Origin of the sequence: Streptomyces tuirus (genome assembly GCF_014701095.1) — a bacterium.
Lineage (GTDB): Bacteria > Actinomycetota > Actinomycetes > Streptomycetales > Streptomycetaceae > Streptomyces > Streptomyces tuirus.
The window spans coordinates 395,517-421,081 of record NZ_AP023439.1; the positions used below are offsets into that span (position 1 = coordinate 395,517).

General features: G+C 72.1%; 23 protein-coding genes and 1 riboswitch. Of the genes, 11 read left to right on the forward strand and 12 right to left on the reverse strand.

What is annotated here, in order from left to right:
• The first annotated feature begins 82 nt into the window (after nt 1-82).
• A complete protein-coding gene (locus IGS69_RS01905) occupies nt 83-445 on the forward strand; it encodes a nuclear transport factor 2 family protein (protein ID WP_190896319.1) in 363 nt (120 codons plus the stop codon).
• Between the two features lie 29 nt (nt 446-474).
• A riboswitch (ZMP/ZTP riboswitch) is annotated at nt 475-559 on the forward strand.
• Nucleotides 560-653: 94 nt separating this feature from the next.
• Here the strand turns inward: IGS69_RS01905 and IGS69_RS01910 are convergent.
• Nucleotides 654-1,313, reverse strand: a complete 660-nt coding sequence (locus tag IGS69_RS01910) for a TetR/AcrR family transcriptional regulator (RefSeq protein WP_190896321.1) — start codon at nt 1,311-1,313, stop codon at nt 654-656.
• Between the two features lie 195 nt (nt 1,314-1,508).
• On the opposite strand from IGS69_RS01910, the gene IGS69_RS01915 reads away from it, so the two are divergent.
• Nucleotides 1,509-2,774: a YncE family protein gene (locus IGS69_RS01915; RefSeq protein ID WP_190896323.1), complete on the forward strand. Its 1,266-nt coding sequence runs from the start codon at nt 1,509-1,511 to the stop codon at nt 2,772-2,774.
• A 180-nt stretch (nt 2,775-2,954) separates the two neighbouring features.
• Here the strand turns inward: IGS69_RS01915 and IGS69_RS01920 are convergent, their stop codons facing one another.
• Nucleotides 2,955-4,928, reverse strand: coding sequence for an elongation factor G (locus IGS69_RS01920; protein WP_190896325.1), 1,974 nt, complete (start codon nt 4,926-4,928; stop codon nt 2,955-2,957).
• Between the two features lie 191 nt (nt 4,929-5,119).
• On the opposite strand from IGS69_RS01920, the gene IGS69_RS01925 reads away from it, so the two are divergent.
• The 5 genes from IGS69_RS01925 (at nt 5,120) to IGS69_RS01945 (ending at nt 10,486) form a co-directional block, all read left to right on the forward strand.
• Nucleotides 5,120-6,235, forward strand: coding sequence for an XdhC family protein (locus IGS69_RS01925; RefSeq protein WP_190896327.1), 1,116 nt, complete (start codon nt 5,120-5,122; stop codon nt 6,233-6,235).
• A 61-nt stretch (nt 6,236-6,296) separates the two neighbouring features.
• The gene (locus IGS69_RS01930; protein ID WP_190896329.1) at nt 6,297-6,629 is read left to right on the forward strand and encodes a putative quinol monooxygenase; all 333 of its coding nucleotides are present in this window, start codon (nt 6,297-6,299) and stop codon (nt 6,627-6,629) included.
• A 132-nt stretch (nt 6,630-6,761) separates the two neighbouring features.
• Nucleotides 6,762-7,769, forward strand: coding sequence for an NADP-dependent oxidoreductase (locus tag IGS69_RS01935; RefSeq protein ID WP_190896331.1), 1,008 nt, complete (start codon nt 6,762-6,764; stop codon nt 7,767-7,769).
• A 40-nt stretch (nt 7,770-7,809) separates the two neighbouring features.
• Nucleotides 7,810-8,862, forward strand: a complete 1,053-nt coding sequence (locus IGS69_RS01940) for an alcohol dehydrogenase catalytic domain-containing protein (RefSeq protein ID WP_190896333.1) — start codon at nt 7,810-7,812, stop codon at nt 8,860-8,862.
• Nucleotides 8,863-9,247: 385 nt separating this feature from the next.
• On the forward strand, nt 9,248-10,486 hold the full coding sequence (locus IGS69_RS01945; RefSeq protein WP_232543409.1) for a right-handed parallel beta-helix repeat-containing protein: 1,239 nt from the start codon (nt 9,248-9,250) through the stop codon (nt 10,484-10,486).
• Here the strand turns inward: IGS69_RS01945 and IGS69_RS01950 are convergent.
• Both IGS69_RS01950 and IGS69_RS01955 read right to left on the reverse strand, forming a co-directional pair.
• Nucleotides 10,481-11,137, reverse strand: a complete 657-nt coding sequence (locus IGS69_RS01950) for a TetR/AcrR family transcriptional regulator (protein WP_190896337.1) — start codon at nt 11,135-11,137, stop codon at nt 10,481-10,483. The genes IGS69_RS01945 and IGS69_RS01950 overlap by 6 nt on opposite strands.
• A 159-nt stretch (nt 11,138-11,296) precedes the next feature.
• Nucleotides 11,297-11,806: a metallophosphoesterase family protein gene (locus tag IGS69_RS01955; protein ID WP_190896339.1), complete on the reverse strand. Its 510-nt coding sequence runs from the start codon at nt 11,804-11,806 to the stop codon at nt 11,297-11,299.
• Between the two features lie 95 nt (nt 11,807-11,901).
• On the opposite strand from IGS69_RS01955, the gene IGS69_RS01960 reads away from it, so the two are divergent.
• From IGS69_RS01960 to rfbC, 3 genes are all read left to right on the forward strand, one after another.
• Nucleotides 11,902-13,794, forward strand: a complete 1,893-nt coding sequence (locus IGS69_RS01960) for a DEDDh family exonuclease (RefSeq protein ID WP_190896341.1) — start codon at nt 11,902-11,904, stop codon at nt 13,792-13,794.
• Nucleotides 13,795-13,965: 171 nt separating this feature from the next.
• Entirely contained in the window at nt 13,966-15,906 is a 1,941-nt protein-coding gene (locus IGS69_RS01965) for a glycosyltransferase family 2 protein (RefSeq protein WP_190896343.1), read from the forward strand.
• Between the two features lie 4 nt (nt 15,907-15,910).
• On the forward strand, nt 15,911-16,516 hold the full coding sequence (gene rfbC / locus IGS69_RS01970) for a dTDP-4-dehydrorhamnose 3,5-epimerase (RefSeq protein WP_190896345.1): 606 nt from the start codon (nt 15,911-15,913) through the stop codon (nt 16,514-16,516).
• A gap of 128 nt (nt 16,517-16,644) precedes the next feature.
• On the opposite strand, the gene IGS69_RS01975 is transcribed toward rfbC, so the two are convergent.
• The 7 genes from IGS69_RS01975 to IGS69_RS02005 all read right to left on the reverse strand — a co-directional run bounded on the left by IGS69_RS01975 (nt 16,645) and on the right by IGS69_RS02005 (nt 22,229).
• Nucleotides 16,645-17,448, reverse strand: a complete 804-nt coding sequence (locus IGS69_RS01975; RefSeq protein ID WP_190896348.1) for a class I SAM-dependent methyltransferase — start codon at nt 17,446-17,448, stop codon at nt 16,645-16,647.
• A complete protein-coding gene (rfbD, locus tag IGS69_RS01980; RefSeq protein WP_190896350.1) occupies nt 17,435-18,322 on the reverse strand; it encodes a dTDP-4-dehydrorhamnose reductase in 888 nt (295 codons plus the stop codon). The genes IGS69_RS01975 and rfbD overlap by 14 nt, the downstream gene beginning before the upstream one ends.
• A complete protein-coding gene (gene rfbB / locus IGS69_RS01985) occupies nt 18,319-19,299 on the reverse strand; it encodes a dTDP-glucose 4,6-dehydratase (protein ID WP_190896352.1) in 981 nt (326 codons plus the stop codon). The genes rfbD and rfbB overlap by 4 nt, the downstream gene beginning before the upstream one ends.
• Entirely contained in the window at nt 19,296-20,363 is a 1,068-nt protein-coding gene (locus tag IGS69_RS01990) for a glucose-1-phosphate thymidylyltransferase (RefSeq protein ID WP_190896354.1), read from the reverse strand. Before IGS69_RS01990 ends, rfbB begins: the two co-directional genes overlap by 4 nt.
• Nucleotides 20,364-20,467: 104 nt before the next feature.
• On the reverse strand, nt 20,468-20,650 hold the full coding sequence (locus IGS69_RS01995; protein WP_190904769.1) for a hypothetical protein: 183 nt from the start codon (nt 20,648-20,650) through the stop codon (nt 20,468-20,470).
• A 149-nt stretch (nt 20,651-20,799) separates the two neighbouring features.
• Nucleotides 20,800-21,219, reverse strand: coding sequence for a CBS domain-containing protein (locus IGS69_RS02000; protein WP_190896355.1), 420 nt, complete (start codon nt 21,217-21,219; stop codon nt 20,800-20,802).
• A 74-nt stretch (nt 21,220-21,293) separates the two neighbouring features.
• Entirely contained in the window at nt 21,294-22,229 is a 936-nt protein-coding gene (locus tag IGS69_RS02005; RefSeq protein ID WP_190896357.1) for a LysR family transcriptional regulator, read from the reverse strand.
• Nucleotides 22,230-22,382: 153 nt separating this feature from the next.
• Between IGS69_RS02005 and IGS69_RS02010 the strand changes: the two genes are divergently transcribed.
• Entirely contained in the window at nt 22,383-23,078 is a 696-nt protein-coding gene (locus IGS69_RS02010; protein WP_190896359.1) for a type 1 glutamine amidotransferase domain-containing protein, read from the forward strand.
• 24 nt (nt 23,079-23,102) lie between these two features.
• Here the strand turns inward: IGS69_RS02010 and IGS69_RS02015 are convergent, their stop codons facing one another.
• Nucleotides 23,103-25,550, reverse strand: coding sequence for a SpoIIE family protein phosphatase (locus tag IGS69_RS02015; protein WP_190896361.1), 2,448 nt, complete (start codon nt 25,548-25,550; stop codon nt 23,103-23,105).
• Nucleotides 25,551-25,565: the final 15 nt, after the last annotated feature.

Sequence of the window (25,565 nt, forward strand, 5' to 3'; positions counted from 1 at the left end):
CGCCCGGTGGGAGGACGCTCGACAGAGAGGCCTTTTTCGCGGCCCGCGTCCGCCGGGTCGCGGCCCTTCGAAGGAGGTCATCATGGGAACCGCGGCAGACACCGCCTTCGGCCGGGACACCCTGCGCCAAGGCGTGGAAGGGAATCCGGACATCCTGCTCTCCCTGTACGCCGACGATGCGGAGCTGCGCATCGTGGACCACACCACCCAGCCCAGCCACCCCAAGGTCCTGCACGGCCGGGACGAGATCGGCCGGATGCTGGAGGACGTCTACAGCCGCGACATGTCGCACACGCTGGAGCACTGCGTCATCCAGGGCGACGAGGCCGCCTACAGCGAGAGCTGCCAGTACGCGGACGGGGTGCGGGTGCTGTCCGAGTCCATGATCGGGCTGCGCGACGGCAAGATCGTCGAGCAGACCCTGGTCCAGGCCTGGGACGAGTAGCGGGAGCGTCATCGGGCTCCGTCCGGGTGGGGCCGGGCCGTGACCGGCGCTGAGGTGGAGCACCACCGGGGAGCGGCCCCGCGGAGGTTGATGCCGTGCGCCTGGGCCAAGCAGCACACCATCCGGCAGCCCGCGCTCGGGCCCGCACCCGGCGCCCTGCGCCCGCCGCCCGGCACCGCCCGCCCGCACCCGGCCCGCGCCCCCGCCCTCACCCCTCCCTCTTCCACCCCTGCGGCCACAAAATGCCCAGCAGCTGCTGGACCAGTTCGTCGACGACCTCGTCGAGGGTCGCGTCGACCCAGCCGGCGCTCCAGTCGTGCAGGAGGCCGTTGACGCTGCCGATGAAACCCGTCGCGGCGAGGCGGTAGTCGCGGGGTGCGGCCTCTCCGCGTGCGGCGGCCGCGTCGGCCTCGGCGCAGATGAGGTCGACCCAGCCGGCCCGGCGGGCGAGCCGCTGCTCCTCCAGGCGGGGGCTGACGCCGATGATCTCGACGAAGGTGATGCGGATGCGGCGCGGATCGGCGGCGACGTTCCCGGCGTAGGCACGGAAGATGGCGGTGGCGCGTTCGACGAGCGGCAGCTCCGCCGCGCCCGCGGCCGCCTCCAGGACCGCCGCCTCGGCCCAGCCGTTGACTTGGAGGTGCAGCGCGGCGAGCACGTCCTCGAGGGTGCGGAACTCCTCGTAGAACTGGCGCGTGGACAGCCCGGCCGTCTCGCTGAGGGCCGCGACCGTGGTGCCGCGGAAGCCGGGGGCGTCGCCGAACAGCTGGAGCGCGGCGTCGAGGAACCGCCGGCGCCGCTCGGCCTGCCGCTCCTGAGCGGTCTTGCCGCCGTAGCGGCCGGTCGGCGCTCTGAGTCTGCCCGGCACCGGCTCTCCCTTCGTCGTTCGAACACTGATTTTGTCGTGTACGCGGTCTTGTGGAGAAGGCCACCCCTTCCTTACTTTTCAGTAAGTTCACTCTGAAAGCACGTGTGTTCAGATTCCACGCGCCCAGCTTTGGCATGTCCCACTCACGACGCCCCGCTCCACGGCCGAGACCCCACAGCAGAGAGGGGAGCAGTCATGCCCGTCTTCCGACGCCGGCACCTGTGCTCCGTAGCCGCAGCCCTCGCCCTGACCGTCACCGCCCCCGCGACCGCCGCCACACACTCCACCGCGGCCTCCCCGGACTCCTCCGCCGCGCTGCGCGAGGTGCTGTTCGTGGGCAACAACTGGGACGGCACCGCCGACGTCATCCGGTCCTCCGGCGACTTCGCGAAGATAGGCCGCATCAACGTCATCCCTGACAAGGACGAGCGGATGGCGGCGATCAACGCCGACCCGATCAAGTGGATCTACTTCATGGCGATCCGCAACAGCGTCGGTGAGGGCCATGACCAGTTCGTCGACGACATGTACTCCACACCGGACGGGACCTCGGTGGTCGTCTCCCGGCCGAGCTTCGCCGACGTCGTCTCGATCGACCTCGCCTCCGGGCGGCTCAACTGGCGCTTCCCCGTGTCCGGTTACCGCTCCGACCACATGGCCGTCTCCCCCGACGGCAAGCGGGTCGCGGTGTCGGCGTCGACCTCCAACACCGTCCATGTGCTGGACATCGTCTCGGGCAAGGAGCTGGGCAGGTTCGGCACCGGCGACAAGCCGCACGAGAACATCTTCACCCAGGACGGCATGTACATCTACAACATGGCGATCGGCGACGTGAACACGCAGACCGACGCCCCGTGGCTGGACTGGACGAAGGGCGACCGGCGCATCACGGTCGTCGACGCCACGACGTACAAGCAGGTCAAGGTCATCGACATGCGTCCGCAGCTGGACGCGCTCGGCCTCAAGGACTACTCCGACGCCGTCCGCCCGGCCGTCTTCTCACCGGACGAGTCGAAGCTGTACTTCCAGGTCTCCTTCTTCAACGGCTTCTTCGAGTACGACATCGCCACCGAGAAGATCACCCGCACGAAGACCCTGCCGAAGAACCCGGCGACCAGTGACGACCGCACGACCTTCGTCAACGACTCGCGCCACCACGGCATCTCGATGAGCCCGGACGGCCGCAAGCTGTGCGTCGCGGGCACGATGGACGACTACGCCACCGTCGTCGACCGCGCCACCCTCCAGGAGGGCCCGCTCGTCACCGTCTCCAAGCCCTACTGGGCCACGGTCAGCGGTGACGGCACGTCCTGCGTGGTCTCCGAGAGCGGCACCGACCAGGTCACGGCCATCGACTTCGCCACCGGGAGGAAGATCGTCTCCGTGCCGGTCGGCGACCACCCGCAGCGCGTCCGGCTCGGCCATGTCGCGGCCGACTGGACGAACCCCTCCGCCAACTGACCTCCTTCGCCGCCCAAGCCGCCAGTTCGGAGCGGGCCGTGGCGCTGGGGTAGGGCGGTCCAGGAGCCGGGCGTCCTGGCGCAGTACGGGTGTGCCCGTGTCGGCGAGGCGTACGGCGGACAGGTCTTCGTCAACACCCCTGACTCTGGAGTACGTTGCCGCTCGCCCGGCCCGCACACCTCAGCCGCCCGCCCTTCGTGTCACGTTCAACAGGTACTCCTTCCTGTTCAGCGGGTTGTGGTCGGTGCGCGGGCGCTCGGGAACCGTGCCGTGGGTGACCGGCGCGTAGTGGGCGAAGGCGCTCTCCAGCTCGCCCTCGCCGCGGGTGAGTCCCGGCAGCCGTTGTTCCAGGGCGTGCACCCGGGCGGCCGGCACGGTGCCTTCGAGGACGCAGACGTCCTCCCGGTTCCGCGTCCGCTCGGGTACGGCCCCGAGCCCGGCGAGGACCGGCAGCAGGGCGCCGAGGGTGTCGGCGGGCGCCTCGACGCGGAAGTGGTGCATGGGCTCGTGGACCCGCGTCCCGGCCCGCCGCAGCGCCTCGATCAGCACCAGCGGGGTCACGCCGCGGAAGTCGGCCCCCGTGCTCGACATGCTCTTGTCGAAGCGCTGGTGGGCGTGGCTCTGCCGGGGCGAGTAGCCGCTGTGGGTCATGGTGACCACGCAGTCGGTGACCTGCCAGCCGTGCAGCCCCTGGTCGAGGGTCTCGCGCACGGTGTCCTCGACGGCCTTGAAGAAGGCGTAGGGCATCGACCCGAGCTCCACCTCCAGCCGGAATCCGACGCCCGAGCCCACCGGCGCAGGCTCGACGCGCAGCCCCACCGTCGCGAGGAACGGGTTCGGGTCCTTCTTGTCGAACTCCACGGCCTGCCCGGTGCCGACGGGCCGTTCGACGCAGAGCGGGGTCGTCTCGCGGAAGGTGACGTCGAGGCCGTACTCCTCGGCGAGGGTGGCCTGGATGACCTCCTTCTGCACCTCGCCGTAGAGCGAGACCGAGGTCTCCTGGCGTCGTTCGTCGCGGCGCAGGCCGATCAGCGGGTCCTGCTCGGAGAGTTGGGTGAGCGCGAGGTGCAGCGCTCCCCGGTTCACCCCCGGGCCGGGGACGACGACCGTCTCCAGGGTGGGCGGGGCGAAGACGTGCTCGTACGCCGTACGGGGTGCGCCGATCGCGTCGCCGATCCGGATGTCGCCGAGCCCGGTGAGCCGGGCGATCCGGCCGGCGGCGACGCAGTCCTCGCGGGTGTCCGTGCCATGGCCGAAGACGCTGATGCCGGTGATCCGGCCTTCGGCGCCGTCCGTGCCGAAGGGGACCCGGTCGCGGGTGCGCAGGGTTCCGGAGAACATCCGGGCGTAGGCGACCTTCTCCCCCGCCGGGCCCCGGTCGACCTTGAACACGGTGGCGGAGACCGGGCCGTCCGCGTCGCCGTCGGCGGTGGGAAGCAGGGTTCCGATGCCGGACAGGAGCTCCCGCACGCCGGCGCCCGTGGCGGCGGAGCCGAAGTACACCGGGTGGACGAGCGCCTCCCGGGTCTGCGTGACGAGGGAGCCGTGCAGCGACGCGTGCGTGACGGTGTTCTCGACGTACGCGGCCAGCAGGGCGTCGTCGTGCCCGGTCAGGACGTCGAGGGCGGCGGCCGGTCCGAGCCCTGGGGTGAAGCGGGCCGCGCGGGTGCCGAGGCCGGTGGCGGTCCCCATCGGCACGATCGCCGGGGTCAGCCGGGCCGAGATCTCCCGCAGCACCGCCTCGTGGCGCGCCCCGCTCCGGTCGATCTTGTTGACGAAGAGCAGGGTCGGGATGTGCAGCCGCCGCAGCGTCCGCATCAGCACCCGCGTCTGCGCCTGCACGCCTTCCACGGCGGAGATCACCAGGACGACGCCGTCCAGCACGCCGAGGACGCGCTCCACCTCGGCGATGAAGTCCGGGTGGCCGGGGGTGTCGATGAGGTTGACGGTCACGCCGTCGAGCGGGAACGAGACGACGGCGGACTTGATGGTGATGCCGCGCCGGCGCTCCAGGGCGAGGGTGTCGGTGCGGGTGTTCCCGTCGTCGACGCTGCCGATCTCGTCGATCACCCCGGCCGAATGGAGCAGCCGCTCGGTCAGGCTGGTCTTACCGGCGTCGACATGGGCGAGAATTCCCAGGTTGAGCATGTGCACGAAGCGTCATGTCCTTCAAAGAGAGGTCCTTTCCTGACTGGGGGGACATGCACGCACGGCGCATCTGACGCTCCTTCGGACTCGGTGACGACGCTGTCCTCAGCAGTGCAGCAGACCGGCACGGAGGGTCACAACGGAATTAACCGCCGCCGGGGTACCCGGCGGGGTGCGCGCAAGGAAGGGAGCGGCTGGTGCGTGACGTTCTCCCGGTGCTCGGCCGCTGGTACGCGGCCGGGGTGCCGTTCGGGCTCGCGACGGTCGTCCAGGTCAGCCGCAGCGCGCCGCGCGACCCGGGCGCGGCGATGGCGGTGGGCCCGGGCGAGGAGGTCGTGGGCAGTGTCTCCGGGGGCTGTGTCGAGGGTGCGGTGTTCGAACTGGCGCAGGAGGTCGCCGCGGGCGGCGAGGCAGTGCTGGAGACCTTCGGCTACAGCGACGAGGACGCCTTCGCGGTCGGCCTGACCTGCGGCGGCGAGATCACTCTGCTCGTGCGCGCGGTCACGCCCGAGCGGGACCCCGGCTTCGGCGCCGTCGCGGACTCGGTCGCGGCGGGCGAGCCGGTCACCGTGGCGACCGTGACCGACGGCCCGGCGCCGCGCGGGGCGGCCCTCGCCGTCTGGCCGGACCGGACCCTCGGCACGCTCGGCACGCTCGGCACGCTCGGCCTGGACGCGGCCGTGACCGCCGACGCCCGCGGCGAACTCGCCCTCGGCGCGACCGGCCTGCGGCACTACGGGCCCGAGGGGCAGCGCCGCGAGGACTCCGTGAGCGTGTTCCTGCAGTCCTTCGCTCCGCCGCCGCGGATGCTGGTCTTCGGCGCGATCGACTACGCCGCGGCCGTGGCCCGCATCGGGGACTTCCTCGGCTACCGGGTCACCGTCTGCGACGCCCGCCCCGTCTTCGCCACGCCCCGGCGCTTCCCGGAGGGCGTCGAGGTGGTCGCCGAGTGGCCGCACCGCTATCTGCGCGACACCGTCACCGACGAGCGCACGGTGATCTGCGTCCTCACCCACGACCCGAAGTTCGACGTGCCGCTGCTGACGGAGGCGCTGCGCCGCCCGGCCGCCTACATCGGGGCGATGGGCAGCCGCCGCACCCACGCCGACCGGGCGGAACGGCTGGCCGAGGCCGGACTCACGGAGCGCGAGCTGTCGCGGCTGCGCTCACCGGTCGGCCTCGACCTCGGGGCGCGTACGCCCGAGGAGGTGGCGGTGTCCGTCGCCGCCGAGATCGTGGCGCTGCGGTGGGGCGGCAGCGGCGCGCCGCTGACCGCGACGGAGGGGGCGGTGCACCCGTACCGGTCCTCCTGAACCCCCACCGCGCTTCTAGACTTCAGCACTTGACACTTGGCACGTCACCGAAGGGAATCCCATGATCTTCATCACCGCGAAGTTCCGCGTCCGCCCCGAGCACGCCGACCGCTGGCCCGAGATCGCCGCCGACTTCACCCGGGCGACCCGCGCCGAGCCCGGCTGCCTGTGGTTCGACTGGTCGCGCAGCGTGGACGAGCCGACGGAGTACGTCCTGGTCGAGGCCTTCCGCGACGACGAGGCCGGAGCCGCCCACGTACAGTCCGCTCACTTCAAGACCGCCCAGCAGACGCTGCCTCCGCATCTGGCCGAGACACCGCGCATCGTGAACGCGAACATCCCGCAGGACGACTGGTCACTCCTCGGGGAGATGGCGGTGCCGGGGCAGGAGTAGCGCGCCGCCCGGGTCCGGCCGGCCGCGCGGGCCGTGAGGCGTAGCGCTCCGGCTCTTGCCTCGGACGGCGGGCACCCGTACGCTCACGGCCGTACCGACTGGGCGGTATGTAGCCGAGGAGAGGCGCCGGAGATGAGCACGATCAACCGCCAGATACGCCTGGCCGCACGTCCCGTGGGAGAGCCGCGCCCCACCGACTGGGAGCACGTCGAGGAGCCTGCGGGGCAGCCGGGCGACGGGGAGTTCCTGGTGCAGGTGCTCTGTCTGTCGATCGACCCGGCGATGCGGGGCTGGATGAACGCGGGCAGGTCCTACATCCGCCCGGTGGAGATCGGCGAGGTGATGCGCGCCGGCGCGGTGGGCAGAGTGATCGCCTCCCGGCACTCCGGGTTCGCGGTCGGCGACCATGTGTCGGGCACGTTCGGCGTGCAGGAGTACTGCGTGTCGGACGGGCGCGGCGTGACCAAGGTCGACCCTGCGGCCGCTCCCCTGCCGACCTATCTCGGGACGCTCGGCATGTCGGGTCTGACGGCCTACTTCGGCCTGATCGAGGTCGGGCGTCCCGAACCGGGGCAGACCGTCGTGGTCTCCGGAGCGGCCGGGGCAGTCGGCAGCGTCGTCGGGCAGATCGCCAAGATCCTCGGATGCCGGGTCATCGGCATCGCCGGCGGCGAGGCCAAGTGCCGGACGGTGGTCGACGAGTTCGGGTTCGACGCCGCGATCGACTACCAGAGCGAGGACATCCGCAAGGCCCTGCGCGAGCACGCCCCCGACGGCGTCGACGTGTACTTCGACAACGTCGGCGGCGACGTGCTGGACGCCGTACTGCTGCGGCTGGCGCGCGGCGCCCGCGTCGTGGTCTGCGGCGCGATCTCCCAGTACAACAGCACCAAGCCGCAGGGCCCCGCCAACTACCTGTCGCTGCTGGTGAACCGCGCCTCCATGACGGGCATCGTGGTGTTCGACTGGGCCGACCGGTACGCGGAGGGCATCGCGCAGATGGCGACGTGGCGGGCGGAGGGCCGGCTGAAGTCCCTGGAGGACGTGGTGTCCGGCTCGGTCACGGAGTTCCCCGACACCCTGATGCGGCTGTTCCGTGGGGACAACCGCGGCAAGCTGGTGCTGAAGATCGCGGACTGACCGGGCCGAAGGGAGGAAGGGACAGGGAGGGAACGATCCGATGAAGGCACTGACCTACCACGGTCGTCACGACATCCGCTACGGGGACCTCCCCGACCCGGCCGTCACCAGCCCCGCCGGCGCGGTGGTGCGGGTGACCGCGGCCGGCATCTGCGGCAGCGACCTGCACATCTACGACGGCCACGGGTTCACCCCGGAACTGGGCTACACACCGGGACACGAATGCGTCGGCGTGGTCGTCGAAACCGGCGCCCAGGTCACCCGGTTCAAGCCCGGCGACCGGGTCCTGGTGCCCGCCTCGGTCGGCTGTGCGCAGTGCCGGCAGTGCGCGGCCGGGTTCACCGCCCGCTGCGAGCGCGCCACGTCGAGCACGGACCTCTGCTACGGAGTCAGCCCGAAGCTCCCGGGCAGCCAGGCCCAGGCCCTGGCGGTGCCCTGCGCCGACGTGAATCTGGTGCCCCTGCCCGAGGACATCTCCGACGAGGCCGCCGTCGTCCTGACGGACAACGCGCCCACCGCCTGGTACGGCTGCCGCCGTGCCCGTATCCAGCCCGGTGAGACCGTCCTGGTCATCGGCCTGGGCCCGGTCGGTCTCATGGCCGCTCAGTCCGCCTTCGCGATGGGCGCGGCCCGGGTGCTGGGCGTGGACCTGGTCGCGGAGCGCCGTGCCTTCGCCGCCGGTCTGGGCGTCGAGCCGGTCGAGGGGGACGACGTGCGGTCGGCCGTCCGGGAGATGACCTCCGGGCGCGGGCCGGACGCCGTGGTGGAGGCCGTGGGCTCCGACGCGACCATCGAACTCGCCGTCAAGGCCGTCCGGCAGGCCGGCCGCGTGAGCGTCATCGGAGTCAGCCAGAACAAGGCGTTCCCGTTCCACATGTACCTGGCGCAGATCAAGGAACTGGAGTTCGCCATCGGGCTGTGCTCGGTGCACTACGAACTCCCTCCCCTGATCGCCCTCACCCGTGCCGGACGGATCAAGCCCGAGGTCGTGGTCTCCCACCGCTTCGCCCTCTCCGACGGACCGGCGGCGTACGAACTGTTCGCGGGCCGCTCCGACGGCGTCCGCAAGATCATCCTCGACCCGACCGGCTGACCGTCCCCAGCAGTTCGCCCCGCCCGCACCGGGAACTGCCGCGCGCCGCCCCCCATGACCCCCGGGGGGCGGCGCGCGTTCGGGCCGCCCCGGAACACGTCGTGAACATCCAGCGGACATCGGCCACCACGGCCTCCACGCCCCGCTTCGGTCCGGCTCCCGACCCGTCGCCGCGGCATCCCCATTCGGCCATTTCCGGTTCGCCGGTGGACACGGTGCGCTCTGAATGGAACGCTCCCTCCAGACCGCGGACGGTACCCGGGAGGCGCGCCCCCGGACGCTCCGACGCCGTTCCCCGCACGAGCCGCGCATCGCTCACCAGCACGAAGTCCTCACAGAAGCCGAGTCCTGGTACGCCCGGATGCCTCGCCGAGAGGGGTTCCTCATGCAACGCACCACTGTCACAGCCGCCATCAGCGCCGTCCTCCTCGCCACCGCCGCGCTTCCCGTCGCCCGTGCCGCCGTTCCCGTGGATTCCGGTCCCGCGGAGTTCACCGTGGACACCATGTCCGACGCGGTCGACGCCGACGGGGCGGACGGCCGCTGCCTCACCGCCACGGGCCGTTGCAGCCTGCGTGCGGCGGTGATGGCCGCCAACGCCCGGCCGGGCAGCACGATCACGCTGCCTCCCGGCCACTACCGGCTGACGATCCCGCCGGACCCGCGGCTGATCAACGGCGACCACCCCGACCCCACTACGGGCGACCTGAACGTCGCCGCTCCCGTCACGATCAAGGGCGGCGGCGCGCGGACCACCGTCGTCGACGCCAACCGCCTGGACCGGGCCTTCCGGATGCAGGCGGACTCCCGGCTGTCCGATCTGACGATCACCGGAGGGGTGACCGCGCAGCGCGAACTGCCCATCACCGACACCGGTGGTGGCGCGATCGCCAACGGCCATCACATGACGCTGCGGCGGGTCGCCGTGACCGGGAACTCCGCCGGTTACGGCGGCGGCATCTTCAACGTCCCGGACTCCCACCTCGACCTGATCGACAGCACCGTCAGCGGGAACACCGCGGGAGAGGCCGGTGGCATCAGGTTCGACGCCACCGGCACCGTGACCAACTCGACGATCGCGGACAACCGGGTGACGAACCCCGGCGACCGGCCCGGCAGCCTCGCCGGATACGGCGGAGGCATCGACATCAGGGGCACCGGCCCCGTGGAGATCCTCAACTCGACCATCACCGGCAACCGTTCCAGCGACGGCGGAGGCGGGATCAACATCGCCCCGGCCTACCTCGACAGCCTGCACTCGCCGATCCCCGACATCATCGATCTCCCTCTCGGCCGCATGACGCTGCGCAACTCCGTCATCGCCGGCAACTCCGTCGACGGCGCGCCCGCAAACTGCAAGAAGGCCTTCGCCACCATCACCTCGCAGGGCCACAACCTCGACGGCGACGGCAGCTGCCGGCTGACCGGCGCAGGCGATCTGCCCAGCCGTACACCCCTGCTGGGACCGCTCGCGGACAACGGCGGTCCCACCGACACCGTCGCGCTGCTGCCGGGGAGCCCCGCCCGGGACGCGGCCGAGGGCTGCCCGGCCACCGACCAGCGCGGCGTCACGCGCCCCCAGGGCGCCGGCTGCGACATCGGCGCCTACGAGGCCGTGTCATGACGCCGCGCCACACCCCCTGACCGCTCCGTCGCCGGGGGCCTCCCGTACGGCAACGCCGTGGTGGGCGGCCAGCGCCAGCAAGGCCACGCGCAGCGGTTCGGTCTCCAGCGCGGCGTCCGGCTCGAACCAGCGGGCGACAGCGGTTCCGCTCGTCATCCTCAGTGTGAAGCGCGCCAGTTCGTCCGCCACCTCGGGGCGGTCACGCAGTGCGAAGACTGAGCTGACGGAGTCGCGGGCCCAGGCCACCAGTGCGTCGCGGTAGTGACGCACCTCGGCCACGGCCGCCGCGCTGGCGTCCTTCTGCACCATGCCCAGTCCCAACAGCAGCTTCACACCTCGCGGGTGGCATCGGAGCGCGCCCGCGAGCTCGGTGAGAAAGGTGTCCAGACGCTCCGCGACGTCGGCGCCCGGCACCTCGGCCGGGGGCAGCGCCGCCAGCAGCGCGGTCCTCGCCCGCTCCAGCACCGCGACGTAGATCCCGTCCTTGCTGCGGAAGTGCCAGTAGATCGAACTGACCGGCAGACCGCATGCGGTGGAGATCATCGAGATGGACGTGGCGGCGTAGCCATGGCGCGACATCAGCTCGCCGGCGGTGTCCAGTATCGCGTCGCGGGACCGCGCGCCACGGTCCAGGGCCGGTGCCTCCGTCATGGGGCCGACTCTAGAGGAAGGACTGCGGGCCGTCGCCCGTCGGACGGCGGCCCCAGGCCGGGATCACCGGGGAGGTGGCGAGGTCGAGGCCCCGGCGGCGATGTCGGCGAGACCCGCCTCGCGCAATGGGGCGATCCTGTCCCGCGCACGGTCAGCGGTTCAGCGCGGTGCGCGGGGCGGCAGCCGGTGCAGTTCCACGTCCGTGAGCCGGCCCCCGGCGACGGTGGCGGTCATGTACGTGCAGTGGGGCTGGCGGCGCCGGTCCGTCGGGGAGCCCGGGTTCAGCAGGCGCAGGCCGGTGGGGGCCGTGGTGTCCCAGGGGATGTGGCTGTGGCCGAAGACCAGGACGTCCAGCTCGGGGAACCGGGCGGCGCACCGCTGCTCCCGGCCCTGCTTGCCGCCCGTCTCGTGGACCACGCCGAACCGCACACCGCCCAGTTCCGCGTACGCCACCTCGGGCAGCCGGGCACGCAGCTCCGCCCCGTCGTTGTTCCCGTACACCCCGACGAGCCTGCGACTGCGGGCCTCCAGCAGATCGAGCGTGTCCACGTCGACCCAGTCCCCGGCGTGGAACACCACGTCGGCCGTCGGGAGTTCGGCGAGCAGAGGGGCGGGCAGTTCCCTGGCCCGCTTGGGCAGGTGGGTGTCGGACATCAGAAGCAGGCGCACATCCTCACCCTAGAGGGTGCCGTTCAATATCCACTTATGCGGATGAATCGACATCCAGGTTGAAGGGTCGGTGAAGACCCCTCCATCCTTCCTCCATGCCTCTCCTCTCCCCTGCCTTCGATGCGTCCGGCCTGCGCGACTACGCCCACGACTGGGCGGTGGTCGACGTGGAGACATCAGGGCTGGTCGCCCGCCGCGACCGGGTCCTGTCCCTGGCCGTGGTGATTCTGGGGCCGGACGGGGAGCAGACGGACGAGTTCTCGACCCTTCTGGACCCCGGCTGCGATCCCGGACCGGTGCATGTCCACGGACTGACGGCCGAGCGGCTGCGCGGCGCCCCGGTCTTCGACCAGGTCGCCCCGCGGATCGCGGCGATGCTGCGGGACCGGGTGCTCGTCGCGCACAACGCCCAGTTCGACTACGACTTCCTCGCCCACGAGTTCGCCCGCGCCGGCACCGCGCTTCCGGTGGCCCGTCGCCTGTGCACCCTCGCGCTGAACCGGCGGGTCGATCCGCCGACCGAGGATCTCAGGCTGGGCACGCTCGCCGCCCATTACGGCGTCCGCCAGGTCAGGGCACATGACGCCCTCGACGACACCCGGGTGCTGGCAGGCGTGCTGCGCGCCTCGCTGCGGGAGGCCGCGCGCCTCGAACTGCCGTTGCCGTTCGTGTCCTGTCCGCCTCGCCAGGACCCCCGGTTCGCACCCCGGACGCCCAAGACGCCGTGCGCCTACCGCAACCCGGGGCGGCCGGAACCGGGCGGGCCACTGGTGCAGGGCATGAAGGTGGCGATCACCGGCGAGACCCGGACGCCGCGCGCGGAGCTGGAGCGGCAGGCCGTCGAGGCCGGACTCAACGTCATTGGGTCCGTCAGCCGGCACACCAGCGCACTGGTCAGCAACGACACCTCGTCCGGCTCCGGCAAAGCGCGGCGCGCCCTGGCCGAGGGGGTGCCGGTGCTCGACGAGGCCACGTTCGTACGGCTGCTGGGGGACGTCCGGCCGGGGACACGGCACGAGCGGACGCCGAACGCGGAAACCCTGATCCCCTCACCCACGACGAGCCCTGCCACAGCCCTCGTCCCGCCGGTCCAGGAGCCCTCGGTCCCCACCCCGCCCCTCCCCGTCGGGGCGCCGTCGGCACCGTCCACGCCGCCGCGTACGACAGGCTCGGCCTCCCAGGACCGCCCCCTGTCCGGCCGACGCGTCCTGGCCCTCGGTGGCACGCACCCCGAGGCCGTCGCGGCCCGCGGCAGGATCGTCGAGCTCGGTGGGGCAGCGGCGATCAACCTCTCCGCGAGCGTCACCGACGTCGTGCTCCTGGAGGGCGGCGAGCGGGACCGCCGGATGAAGCGGATCACCGCCCTCGCGTTTCCCACACACGCGGCCACATGGCTCGACGCGCCGGTCATCACCCCGCTCCCCCGGCAGGGCGGCGGGCCGGCGGCACCCCTCGTCCTCCCGCGCGGCGGCGTCATCGACCTGCCGCAGCCGGGCTGCTCCTCCTCCGCGGTCCCCTGGACCGTCACCGCGGCCTGGGCGCAGCAGACGTCGTGCGAGATCGACGTGGTCGCTTTCGTCGTCGACGAGGACGAACAGGTCTGCTGCGACGAGGACTTCGTCTTCTACGGCGCGCCGGAGAATCCGGGCGGGACGGTGCGGCTGCACAGCGACGGGCCGACCGAGCAGACGATCGGCGTCGATCTCGCCGCCCTGCCGCCCTCGGCCCGCAAGGTCGTGGTCGCCGCCGCCATCGACGGCTCGCCCACCTTCGGCGACGTCGGCGCGATCCACATCAGCTCCGGACCGGGCCCCAGTGCCGCGCCCCTGGCCCAGGCCACGCTGGACGCCGCGACCACCGAGCGCACCCTGCTGCTCGCCGAGCTCTACCGCCGCGGCCCGCTGTGGCGCCTCCGTACCGTGGGGCAGGGCTACGACCAGGGGCTGGGCGCCCTCGCCCGGGGCTACGGAGTGGACGTCTCCGACTGAGCCACCTTGACCGCGAACAGACAGACACCGCAGCTCAGTTGCCCTGTCGGTGGAGATGATCACGGCGAGGTCTCGAAAGGTGGGGCGACCTCGCCGAGCGGGTTAGCATCGGGCAACACGCAGTACAACAGGACGTCTACGGCAAGCGACCCGAAGGGGCCCGGAAACCCGATGCCGGTCAAGGTCAGCGTCATCGTCCCCGTGTACAACCCGGGGATCTACATCGAGGACTGCATCTCCTCGCTGCAGCGGCAGTCGCTGCCTCCCGACGAGTTCGAGGTGATCTTCGTCGACGACGGCTCGACCGACGAGACCCCGGCCCGGCTCGACGCGCTCGCCGCCGAGGACCCCCGGATGAAGGTCATCCACCAGGAGAACTCCGGCTGGTCGGGCAAGCCCCGCAACGTCGGCATCGAGGCCTCCCGGGGCGAGTTCGTGATGTTCGTCGACAACGACGACTATCTGGGCGACGAGGCCCTGGAGCGGATGTACGACTACGGCACGGCCAACGGCGCCGACGTCGTCGTGGGCAAGATGGCCGGCAAGAACCGCGGGGTACCGGTGGAGCTGTTCCGCCGCAACCACCCGCGTGCCACCGTCGAGAACGCCCCGCTCATCGACAGCCTCACCCCGCACAAGATGGTCCGCCGGGCCTTCCTGGACCGCATCGGCCTGCGCTTTCCCGAGGGCAGACGGCGCCTGGAGGACCACGTCTTCATCGCGGAGGCGTATCTGCGCGCGGAGAACGTCTCCGTGCTCAGCGACTACGTCTGCTACTACCACATCCGGCGGGACGACGGCTCCAACGCCGGCTTCGAACGCTTCGACCCCGTCGGCTACTTCAAGAACCTGCGCGAGGCCCTCGACGTCGTCGAGCAGTACACGGAGCCAGGTCCGGTGCGGGACCGGCTGTTCCGGCGCTGGCTGCGCGTGGAGATGGTCGAGCGGCTGCGGGCCCGGCGCCTGCTGAACCTGCCGGACGACTACCGCCGCGAGCTGTTCGGGGAGATCCACGAGGTCGTCGTCGAGCGCTTCGGGCCCGGTGTCGCGGCCGGTCTGCAGCCGACGCAGCAGGTCATCGCCGCGCTGACGGCGGCCGACCGGTACGACGACGTGGTGGCCTTCGCGGAGTGGGAGGCGGGTGTCGCCCCCATGGCGGCCCCCGGGGACATCGAGTGGCGCGACGGTTCGCTCCGTATCGGCCTCACGGCCGAGTACCTGTCCGGCGGCGAGCCGATGCTGTTCCCCGCCGACGCCGAGGCCGCACCGCTGACCGATGTGCCGAAGGACGTGACCGAGGCGGTGCGCTGGGTGGCGTCGGAGACCGCCGCGCGGTTCGGGCAGGCCACGGCCGATCTGCTGCTGCGGGAGCGCACCAGCGCCGCCCAGTACTTCCAGCCGGTGGAGTTCACCCGCGAGGCCGTGCCGGTCGGGGACGGCGAGGAGGTCCGGCTGGTGCTGCGGGGGACGGCCACGGTCGACCCGGGTGTCCTGCCGCGTGACGGCGCCTGGGACGTACTCGTCCGGGTGAAGTCGGGCGGCTGGACCAAGGAGTGCAGGCTGGGCCCGGCGCCCCGGGAGGACCGGCCCACGCCCCTTGCGGGGGTCGTCGGCGACCGCCCGGTCCTGCCGTACTGGACCACACCGCACGGCAATCTCTCCCTGGAGCTCGGCGCGCGCGGCAAGCGGCTCGGGCTGGGCCGCGTGCAACCGGGGAACGTCACCGTCTCCGGCGACCGGTTCCGGGTGCTGCTCCCGGTGCACGTCCCGGTCGATTCACAGGTGCGGCTGAGGTTCGTCTCCTCCCGCCGGATCCTGGAGACGCCGGGCACGCTCTCCCCCGACGCCGACCGGCCGGGCGCGGTCCTGGAGGGGGTCCTGCCCGAGGATCTCTCGGACGACGTCTGGCGGGTGGCGGTGTGCCCGAACCCGGGCTCCGACCAGGCCCGCTTCGCCGGTCTGCCGTTCGCCCTGCGCGCCGGGGGCGGAAGCGTGCTGGTGACGCCGGCGCCGGGGCCCGGTGTCGCGCTGCGGCTGGCCCGGCGCGCCCGGCGGGTGCTCGGCACCGCGCGCCGGAAGGTCAATTCCCGTATCAGGAACGGAGGGCGGTGACGGCATGCGACCGCTGGGGATAGCGGGCTCCTGGGTACTGGAGCCCAAGGTCTTCCCGGACGACCGGGGCAGCTTCCACGAGTGGTACCGCGGTGCGGAGTTCCGCGAGGCGACGGGACACGACCTGTCCCTGGCCCAGGCCAACTGCTCGGTCTCGCGGCGGGGCGTGCTGCGGGGTGTGCACTTCGCCGACGTGCCGCCCGGCCAGGCCAAGTACGTCACATGCGTCCGCGGTGCCGTCCTGGACGTGGTGATCGACATCCGCGTCGGCTCCCCCACCTACGGGACGTGGGAAGCCGTACGGCTCGACGACGACACGCGGCACGCGGTGTTCCTCGCGGAGGGCCTCGGTCACGCCTTCATGGCCCTCACGGATGACGCGACGGTGGTCTACCTGTGCTCGGAGGGCTATGCCCCGGGCCGTGAACACGGCATCCACCCCCTGGACCCGGCCCTGGGCATCGAGTGGCCCGAGGGCATCACCCCGCTTCTGTCCCCCAAGGACGAGCAGGCCCCGACCCTGGCCGAGGCGGAACGCCAGGGACTCCTGCCCTCCTACGAGGCCTGTGCGGCGTACTACGAGAAGCTGCGGAGCGGGCAAGGGGCGTAGGCCCTCGGCACGGCCCCGGACACACGGCAGGCCCGGACGCGATCGGCGTCCGGGCCTGCGCTGCGTGAAGGCCGGAGTGGGCCTCGGCGCCGGCCGCCCCCGGGCGCTAGCCCGGCGCATTCGCCGGGCTAGCGGCTCACGCCGACCTGCTGCAGGGCCTTGCGCAGGGGCTCCCAGCCGATGGAGCGGGGCAGGCCGCGGTTGCGGGCCTGGGTGAGGGGGCGCCAGAAGCCCGCTTCCAGGAGCGCCTCGGGGCGGACCGCGCCAGCCCGCTCCAGGATCGCCTCGGGGACCTTCTGCGGGTCGGGGATCTTGTACTCGGCCATGATCTCGTCGTACTTGTCGTGCAGGACCCGGTTGTCCGGGTCGGCGCCGAAGACGACCAGCTGGCCGGTGGGGGCGGTGTCCACCTGCACCGTGACCAGGTCGGGGCGGTAGCGCGCCAGCACCTCGGTGATCTTGTAGACGTCACCGGTCCAGGCGTTGGTGTGCCGGTCCCGGGCCGCCTCGTCCACGCTGCGCGGCAGCATGTCGTCGAGGACGATGACACTGCCCCAGTCCGAGTACTTCTCGACGTTCATGAAGTCGCGCAGAGCGAACTCGAACAGGTGCATGCCGTCGATGAACGACAGGTCCAGCGTCGCCTTGCGCCAGTACCCGATCGGGCTGCGGCCACGGCGCAGGTTGCGCAGCGGGTGACGGCCGCCCTTGAGGTGCTGGAGGGGGTTGTCACGCGCGAAGAAGTCGTCGCTGGTGGCCTTCACCAGGTGGACGTCGCACCGCAGCTCCGAGACCACCTTGAAGGCGGGGTCGATCGCGATGCTGGGGACGCGGGACAGCGTCAGGCTGCGCCCGTCGTTGACGCCGATCTCCAGGTAGTTGCGATTGGCGCTGACCTTGTGCAGTTCCCGGAGGAACTCATGGCGTTTCACGAGGAAGACCTTCCTTGCGGATGCGGGGCAGTGCTTCGTGCAGGGCGGAGCGCCAGTCGCGCGGCAGCGGCAGGCCGATCTCCTGCCAACGGCGGTGCGCCAGGGCGCTGTACGCCGGGCGGGGCGCGGGCCGGGGGAAGGCCGCGCTGCTGGTGGGGCGCACCCGGTCCGGGTCGGCGCCGATGAGGGAGAACACCTCGCGTGCGAGGTCGCACCAGGTGGCCTCGCCGGAGTTGGTCGCGTGGAAGACGCCGTGCGCCTCGGGGCCGAGCCGGGGGCCGAGGTCGGCGATCCGCTCGGCGACGTCCGCGCTCCAGGTGGGCTGCCCGCGCTGGTCGTCGACGACGTCGAGGGTGTCCCGGCGGGCTTCCAGTCCGATCATGGTGCGGACGAAGCTGGAGCCGTGGACGCCGTAGAGCCACGCCGTGCGCAGCACCGCGCTCGCCCCGGGGAGTTCCTCCAGCACGGCCCGCTCCCCGGCCAGCTTGGTGCGGCCGTAGGCGGTGCGGGGGCCGGTCGGGTGGTCCTCCGGGTAGGGGGTGGTGCGGGCCTCGCCGGAGAAGACGTAGTCCGTGGAGACATGGATCAGGCGGGCGTCGTGCGCGGCGCAGGCCCGGGCCAGCAGGCGGGGGCCGTCGCCGTTGATCTCCAGGGCGCGGGCCTCGTCGGTCTCGGCGTCGTCGACGGCCGTGTAGGCGGCGCAGTTCACGACCACGTCGGGGCGGTGCTCCCGTACGGCGGAGTCGACGGCTGTGGGGCCGGTGATGTCCAGGGCCGCGCGGTCGAGGCCGACGGCGGTCTCACCGCGGCGCGTGAGTTCCTCGACGACGTCCCGGCCGAGCATCCCGCCCGCGCCGGTGATCAGCCACCTCATGCCCGCTCCTGGGCGACACGCTGCTTCAGGGGCTCCCACCAGGCCCGGTTGTCGCGGTACCAGGCGACGGTCTCGGCGAGGCCGGTGGTGAAGTCGTGGCGGGGGCGGTAGCCCAGTTCGTCGCGGGCCTTGGAGCAGTCGACGGAGTAGCGCAGGTCGTGGCCCTTGCGGTCCTCGACGTACTGCACCCGGTCCCAGTCCGCTCCGCAGGCCTCCAGGAGCAGGCCGGTGAGTTCCTTGTTGGTGAGCTCGGTGCCGCCGCCGATGTTGTAGACCTCGCCGGGCCGGCCCTTGGTGCGGGCGAGGTCGACGCCCTGGCAGTGGTCGTCGACGTGCAGCCAGTCGCGGATGTTGCGGCCCTCGCCGTACAGCGGCACCGTGTGGCCGTCGAGGAGGTTGGTGACGAACAGCGGGATGACCTTCTCGGGGAACTGGTGCGGGCCGTAGTTGTTGGAGCAGCGCGTGACGCGCACGTCCAGGCCGTGGGTGCGGTGATAGGCCAGCGCGAGCAGGTCGGAGGAGGCTTTGGAGGCCGAGTACGGCGAGTTCGGCTGGAGCGGGTGGTCCTCGGGCCACGAGCCGGTCTCGATGGAGCCGTAGACCTCGTCGGTGGAGACGTGCACGAACGGGCCCGTGCCGTGGCGCAGAGCGGCGTCCAGCAGGGTCTGGGTGCCGAGGACGTTGGTGCGGACGAAGTCGGCGGCGCCGCTGATCGAGCGGTCGACGTGGGACTCGGCGGCGAAGTGCACGACTTGGTCCGTGTCGGCCATCAGCTTGTCGACGAGTTCGGCGTCGCAGATGTCGCCCTGCACGAACTCCAGTCGCGGGTGGGTCAGTTCGAGGTTGTCCAGGGTGCCGGCGTAGGTGAGCTTGTCCAGCACGGTGATGCGCGGCGCGTCGGGCGCGTCCGAGGCGAGCAGGGCCCGGACGTAGCGGGAGCCAATGAACCCGGCGGCGCCGGTGACGAGGAGGTTCATGAAGTGATCTGCACCTTGCTGTGATCTCCGAGGACGAGACGGTGGGCGCTGGGGACGCTGGGGGCGGGGGTCACCTCCACGTGCCGGCCGATCAGGGAGGCCTCGATGCGGCCGACGCCCTGGATCGAGGAGTCCCGCAGCACGATGGAGAACTCCAGCTCGCTGTCGGTGATCCGGCAGTTCTCCGCGACGGAGGTGAAGGGGCCGACGTAGGAGTTGCGGACGACGGTGCCCGAGCCGATGACGACGGGTCCGACGACACGGGAGTTGACGATCCGCGCGCCCTCCTCCAGCACGACGCGCCCGATGGTCTCCGAGGCGTCGTCCACCTCGCCGTCGATGCGGCGCTCCATGGCTTCGAGGACCGTGCGGTTCACCTCGAGCATGTCGCCGACGTTGCCGGTGTCCTTCCAGTAGCCCTTGATGACCGTGGAGCGCACGTCGGCGCGGGTGTCGATCAGGTGCTGGATGGCGTGGGTGATCTCCAGTTCGCCACGCCAGGAGGGTTCGATGGCGCGGACCGCCTCGTGGATGAGGGGCGTGAACATGTAGACGCCGACCAGCGCGAGGTCGCTCTTGGGCTGGTCGGGCTTCTCCTCCAGGCCGATCACCTGGCCGGACGGGCCGAGTTCGGCGACACCGAAGGCGCGGGGGTCGGCCACGCGTGTGAGCAGGATCTGGGCGTCGGGCCGGTTGCCGCGGAACTCCTCGACGAGGCCGGTGATGCCGCCGACGATGAAGTTGTCGCCGAGGTACATCACGAAGTCGTCGTCACCGAGGTAGTCCCGGGCGATCAGCACCGCGTGGGCCAGCCCGAGGGGCCGCTCCTGGGGGATGTAGGTGACCTCGAGGCCGAACTTCGACCCGTCCCCGACCGCTTCCTCGATCTCCTCGGCGGTCTCCCCGACGATCATGCCGACATCGGTGATGCCGGCCTCGGCGATCGACTCCAACCCGTAGAAGAGCACGGCCTTGTTGGCCACGGGCACCAGTTGCTTGGCCGACGTGTGCGTGATCGGCCTCAGTCTTGTTCCTGCGCCGCCGGACAGCACGAGAGCCTTCATTCGGCTCACCTTAGTCGTGATCCGGCGGATGTGAACATCACTTCTTTTAGTTGTCGATGCGCGGAGTTACTCGGATCGACACCGCGCGGTCCACTGGTGGGATATCAGTCCTCACCCCGGACGATGTTCCACTCCGCCCCGGAGTGTCCCACTCCGGGCGTGGTCCGGTCCTCGACGGCGGGGAGGCAGGTGCGCAGCGCGGCCTTTCCGCGCAGACGGCGTGCCTTCGACCAGCCGGTCTCCTGCTGACGGACGACGGGCTTCTCACGGGTGTCCATGGACTCCACGACTCATCATCTTCCTTCTGCTTCCGCTGCCGTTCGGGTCCCCAGTGAAAAACCGAACAAACCCGGACCGAACCACCTGTGCCGAACTCCCTTGCTCCGGGCCGGGGGTTCAGTGGACCTGTGCGGAAGATGCGTCCGGAACGCGCCCGTCAGGCATTGGGGCGAGCGGCGCTGATGTCACCGAGCGCCGACTCCGGGTCACGCTCCATGGCCATGTCGCCCAGGGAGACGATGCCCACGGGGTGTCCGTGGTCGACGACCGGGATGCGGCGCACGGAGTGCTCCCGCATCAGCTCCACCGCCTGCGCCAGGTCCTCGTCGGGGCCGACGGTGACCGGTTCGTCGCTGCACGCGCCGGCGACGGTGATCCGCTCCGGGTCGCCGCCCCGGCTGACCGTCCGCACCACGATGTCACGGTCGGTGACCACCCCTCGCAGCCGTCCGCCGTCCGTCACCAGTACGGCTCCGAGGTCCTCGTCGCGCATGATGCGCGCGACCTCGGCGACGGAGGTCTGCGGTGCGACGGTGACCGGGTCGCCGGTCATGATGTCGCGGACATGCTGAGCCATGACGTTCCTCTTCCTTCGGCTCGTGGTGGTTTCTCGGTCCTGCGCCGCGGCGGGTACCCGGTCGGCCCGCAGCATCACCAGGTGCGGCCGGCCTCCAGCAGACGGTCGCGGACGAGGGTCACGTGCGGGTTGTCCGAGGTGCCCGGCCGCTGGACGAGGAAGCCGGTGTTGATGGGCGCGTCCTCGGGGGCGTCGAGGAGGACCAGGGCGCCGGACGCCAGTTCCCCCGCGCACAGGTAGCGCGGCAGCACGCTGTAGCCGGCACCGGCCCTGACCAGCGCGAGGACGGCCCTCAGGTCCGGCACCGAGACGGCGGCGCGGCAGTTCAGGCGCCGGCCGAAGACGTGCCGCCAGTAGCGGCGCACGATGGGCAGGTCCTCGGCGTAGGTGATCAGCGGGATGTCGTGCAGCGCCGCGGGTCCGTCGGCGGCCGGGCGCCGCGCCACGCGGTCGGCCCAGGCGGGGGCGGCGACCAGGACGAACTCCTCGTCGGTCAGCGGCACGGCGGACAGGGTGCGGCCACGGGGCCGGGTGGTGGCGATCACCAGGTCGTGGCGGCCTGCGCGCAGTTCGTCGAGCAGGGGCTCGGTCAGTCCCATGGTCACGCGCAGCCGTACGCCCTCGGTGACGAGCGGGGCGAGGGCGGGCAGGGCCCGGGTGGACAGCAGCTCGGCGGGTCCGGCCAGGTGGACCGGCTCGGCGCGTGACCGCTGACGGGGGCCGTGCCCCGCGGCCTCCGCGAGCGCGTCGAGGGGGGCCGCGACGCGGGCGGCGAGTTCCTCGGCCACGGCGGTCGGGGCGACGCCGCGCGGCAGCCGTTCGAACAGCTCCCGGCGGGTCTGCCGCTCCAAAGTGCGGATCTGCGTGGTGACGGTCGGCTGGGACAGTCCCAGCAGCTGCGCGGCCGCCGTGAAGGAGCCGGACCGGTAGACGGCCAGGAAGGTGCGCAGGAGGTTGAGGTCGTACTGCGCGGGCGTCCCGGTCGCGCCGAGGGGATCGATGGGCCTCACGGGTCCGACCCTACTGCGCTACGCCATTGGAATTCCTATGGCCGCCATTGGATCCGCCATTGGAAAACCGGCGGTCCGGGCGCCTACGGTCGTCATCGTCCGAGTCCTCGCCGCGCTCTCCCACCGCGGCCCGACCTCACGGAGATGCACCCCATGTCGAAGATCCTCTTCGTCGTCACCGGCGCCGACACCTGGACCCTGGCCGACGGCACCGCGCACCCCACCGGCTTCTGGGCTGAGGAGGCCGTCGCCCCGTACGAGGCGTTCCGGGCCGCCGGCCACGAGGTCGTCGTGGCCACACCCGGCGGTGTCGAGCCCACCGTCGACCGGGCCTCCCTCGCCGCCGAGGTGAACGGGGGCCAGGAGAACGCCGACCGGATCGCCAAGGCGCTGGAGTCCTTCACCGAGCTGCGCCGGCCCGTCCGTCTGGAGGACGTCCGGCTGGACGACTACGCGGCCGTCTTCTACCCCGGCGGCCACGGCCCGATGGAGGACCTCGCCGTGAACGCCGACTCCGGCCGGCTGCTCGCCCGGGCCCTGGAGTCGGGCAGGCCGCTCGGGGTCGTCTGCCACGGGCCTGCGGCGCTGCTGGCCGCGGTCGGGGCCGACGGCGCCAACGCCTTCGCCGGCTACGAGGTCGCGGCGTTCACCAACGCCGAGGAGGTCCAGGCCGGTCTCGCCGACCGCGCGAAGTGGCTGCTCCAGGACCGCCTCACCGAGGCCGGTGTGAGCGTGCGGGCCGGTGAGCCGTGGGCCCCGCACGTGGTCACCGACCGCAACCTGGTCACGGGCCAGAACCCCGCGTCGTCGGCCCCGCTGGCGGAGGAACTGCTGAAGCGGCTCGGCTGAGCCGGGGCACCGCCCGCCGGCCGGTCAGCGGCCCAGGATCATTTCCGCCCACACCTGCTTGCCGCCGCTGACCGGCAGGGTGCCCCAGGTCGCGGAGAGGGCCTCGACGAGGAGGATGCCCCGGCCTCCGGTGGCCTCCCAGCCGATGCTGGTCGGTCTGACCGGTGAGCGGGGTGAGGCGTCGGCGATGGCGATGCGCAGGCGGTTGTTGACGAGGGTGAGGTCCATCCGGACCTTGCCGTCGGTGTGGACCAGGGCGTTGGTGACGAGTTCGGAGACGACGAGGAGCGCGGCGTCGTAGTCCACCGTGACGCCCCAGGAGCGCAGGGTGCGCCGGGCGAAGCGACGGGCGTGCCCGACGGCCTGCGGCACCCGCCAGACCGTCCAGCTCTCCCTCAGCGGGCGCAGCGCCATGCCGTCGTAGCGCAGGAGGAGCAGGGCGACGTCGTCGCTGCGCCGGGCGTCGCCCAGGAGGGCGTCGGCGACCAGTCCCATGTCGGTGGGGGTGGCCTCGGCGAGCCGCTCTGCGAGGTGCTCCATGCCTTCGTCGATGTCGGAGTCGGGTGTCTCGACGAGCCCGTCCGTGGCCAGGGCGATGACGGTGCCGGGCGGGAGCCGCAGCGGGCTCATGGGGAAGTCGGCCCGGGCGACCACCCCGAGGGGCGGGCCGCCCTCCGCCTCCGCGATGTCGGTCGTGCCCTCCGGGTAGCGCAGCACCGGCGGCAGATGCCCGGCGCGCACACACCAGGCGGCGCCCTCCTCCAGGTCGACGTCGACGTAGCAGCAGGTGGCGAAGAGGTCGCTCTCCATGTCCATGAGGAGCCGGTTGGCGTGTGCGACCACGACGTCCGGCGGGTGCCCCTCGACGGCGTAGGCGCGCAGGGCGGTGCGCATCTGGCCCATGAGGGTGGCGGCGCCGGCGCTGTGGCCCTGGACGTCGCCGATGACGAGGGCGACGTGGTTGTCGGGCAGCGGGATGACGTCGTACCAGTCGCCGCCGAGTTCGAGCCCCGCCGTGCTGGGCAGGTAGCGGGCCACGGCCACCGCGCCGGGCAGCCGGGGCAGGCTGCGCGGCAGCAGCTGGCGCTGGAGCATGCCGACGAGTTCGTGCTCGGCGTCGAAGGCCCGGGCGCGCACCAGGGCCTGTCCGGCGAGGCCGGCGCAGGCCGTGAGCAGGGCGCGTTCGTCGGTGCCGAAGTCGTGCGGGGTGTCCCAGCCGATCAGACAGGCTCCGGCCATGCGGTTCCCGGCGGGCAGCGGCAGGACGGCGAGTCCGCCAGGGCCGACCTCGGCCAGCGCGCGTTCCAGGGGGCTGCCGGCGGGCCAGATCCGGGCCCGGCCCTCGCGCAGTGCGGCGGCGAGGGTGGGCATGGCGCGCACGGGTGCGTCGGGCCACTCGGTGCGCCATTCCGACCGCCACAGCTCGGGCCAGGCCTCGGGTTCGGGCGGGTCGAGGACGGTGACGACGAGGCGGTCGCTCTCCAGCTCGGCGAGGGCGATCCGGTCGGCCCGCAGCGGCCGGCGCAGCGCGGCGACCACGGCCCTTCCGACGTCGCGGACGGTGACGGCGGTGGCCAGTGCGGCGGCCAGGCGCTGGACGCGGGCGACATCGGTGACGTCGGAGCGCAGGGTGGAGACGTCGACGACCGTGCCCACGAGGCGGGCCGGGCGGCCCTCGCCGCCGGGCAGCAGGCGCCCGCGCAGCCGGAGCCACTTCGGCGGCCCGGTGGGCTGGAGCACCCGGAACTCCAGTTCCCGGTCGCCGATGGACATGTGGTCGGCCTCCACCACGGACATCAGCGACGGAAGATCCTCCGGGACGGTGAGACTGAGCAGCGTCTCGACGCGGCCGTCGAAGTCCCCGGGGTCCAGGCCGAACAGGTCCAGCAGGTCGTCTCCGACCCGGACGCGTCCGGTGTCCATGGCGAGGCTGAAGGCGCCCGGCGGCAGCTCACCGGCCTCGGCGGGCGCTGCCGGGGCGGTGAAGGCGACCGCGTCCGCGATGAGTTCCAGGCAGCGGAGGTCGTCGGCGCCGAACCCCCCGGGCCGTTCGGTCACGGCCAGCAGACAGCCGCCGTCGCCCTGGACGGGCAGGGCCGTCAGGGAGAAGTCCCCCGACGGTACGCGCCGAGCCTGGGCGTGCCCGGCGAGTTCGGCGGGGCCCAGTGACACCGGCTGCCCGCGGCGGTGGGCCTCGGCGGCCGGGGACCGTCCGGCGCGCGGGTAGCTGTCACGCAGCCCGTACAGCGTCCTCGGGACGCCGGCCGACTCGATGAGGCAGAGCAGCTCGCCGTCCTCGCCGGGCGCGTAGACGGCGGCGAGCGCCGCACCGGCGAACACGAGCGCCTGTTCGAGGACGCGGCGCAGCCGTTCGGGTGACTCGTGATCGACCGCGATCGCCTTGAGGGCACCTTCGGCACGCAGCGTTCGCGTTCCGCTCTCCTGGGCGCCCTGACTGACCACGTTGGCCATTACAGCGCTAATGAG

Bases quoted from the DNA above. Each gene is read 5' to 3' on its own strand.
- IGS69_RS01960 (WP_190896341.1), top strand. From the start codon at position 11,902: ATGCCTCTCCTCTCCCCTGCCTTCGATGCGTCCGGCCTGCGCGACTAC.
- IGS69_RS02010 (WP_190896359.1), top strand. From the start codon at position 22,383: ATGTCGAAGATCCTCTTCGTCGTCACCGGCGCCGACACCTGGACCCTG.
- rfbD (WP_190896350.1), bottom strand. From the start codon at position 18,322: ATGAGGTGGCTGATCACCGGCGCGGGCGGGATGCTCGGCCGGGACGTC.
- IGS69_RS01990 (WP_190896354.1), bottom strand. From the start codon at position 20,363: ATGAAGGCTCTCGTGCTGTCCGGCGGCGCAGGAACAAGACTGAGGCCG.
- IGS69_RS01940 (WP_190896333.1), top strand. From the start codon at position 7,810: ATGAAGGCACTGACCTACCACGGTCGTCACGACATCCGCTACGGGGAC.
- IGS69_RS01945 (WP_232543409.1), top strand. From the start codon at position 9,248: ATGCAACGCACCACTGTCACAGCCGCCATCAGCGCCGTCCTCCTCGCC.
- IGS69_RS01935 (WP_190896331.1), top strand. From the start codon at position 6,762: ATGAGCACGATCAACCGCCAGATACGCCTGGCCGCACGTCCCGTGGGA.
- rfbB (WP_190896352.1), bottom strand. From the start codon at position 19,299: ATGAACCTCCTCGTCACCGGCGCCGCCGGGTTCATTGGCTCCCGCTAC.
- IGS69_RS01965 (WP_190896343.1), top strand. From the start codon at position 13,966: ATGCCGGTCAAGGTCAGCGTCATCGTCCCCGTGTACAACCCGGGGATC.
- IGS69_RS02015 (WP_190896361.1), bottom strand. From the start codon at position 25,550: ATGGCCAACGTGGTCAGTCAGGGCGCCCAGGAGAGCGGAACGCGAACG.
- IGS69_RS01915 (WP_190896323.1), top strand. From the start codon at position 1,509: ATGCCCGTCTTCCGACGCCGGCACCTGTGCTCCGTAGCCGCAGCCCTC.
- IGS69_RS02000 (WP_190896355.1), bottom strand. From the start codon at position 21,219: ATGGCTCAGCATGTCCGCGACATCATGACCGGCGACCCGGTCACCGTC.
- IGS69_RS01930 (WP_190896329.1), top strand. From the start codon at position 6,297: ATGATCTTCATCACCGCGAAGTTCCGCGTCCGCCCCGAGCACGCCGAC.
- IGS69_RS01950 (WP_190896337.1), bottom strand. From the start codon at position 11,137: ATGACGGAGGCACCGGCCCTGGACCGTGGCGCGCGGTCCCGCGACGCG.
- IGS69_RS01905 (WP_190896319.1), top strand. From the start codon at position 83: ATGGGAACCGCGGCAGACACCGCCTTCGGCCGGGACACCCTGCGCCAA.
- rfbC (WP_190896345.1), top strand. From the start codon at position 15,911: ATGCGACCGCTGGGGATAGCGGGCTCCTGGGTACTGGAGCCCAAGGTC.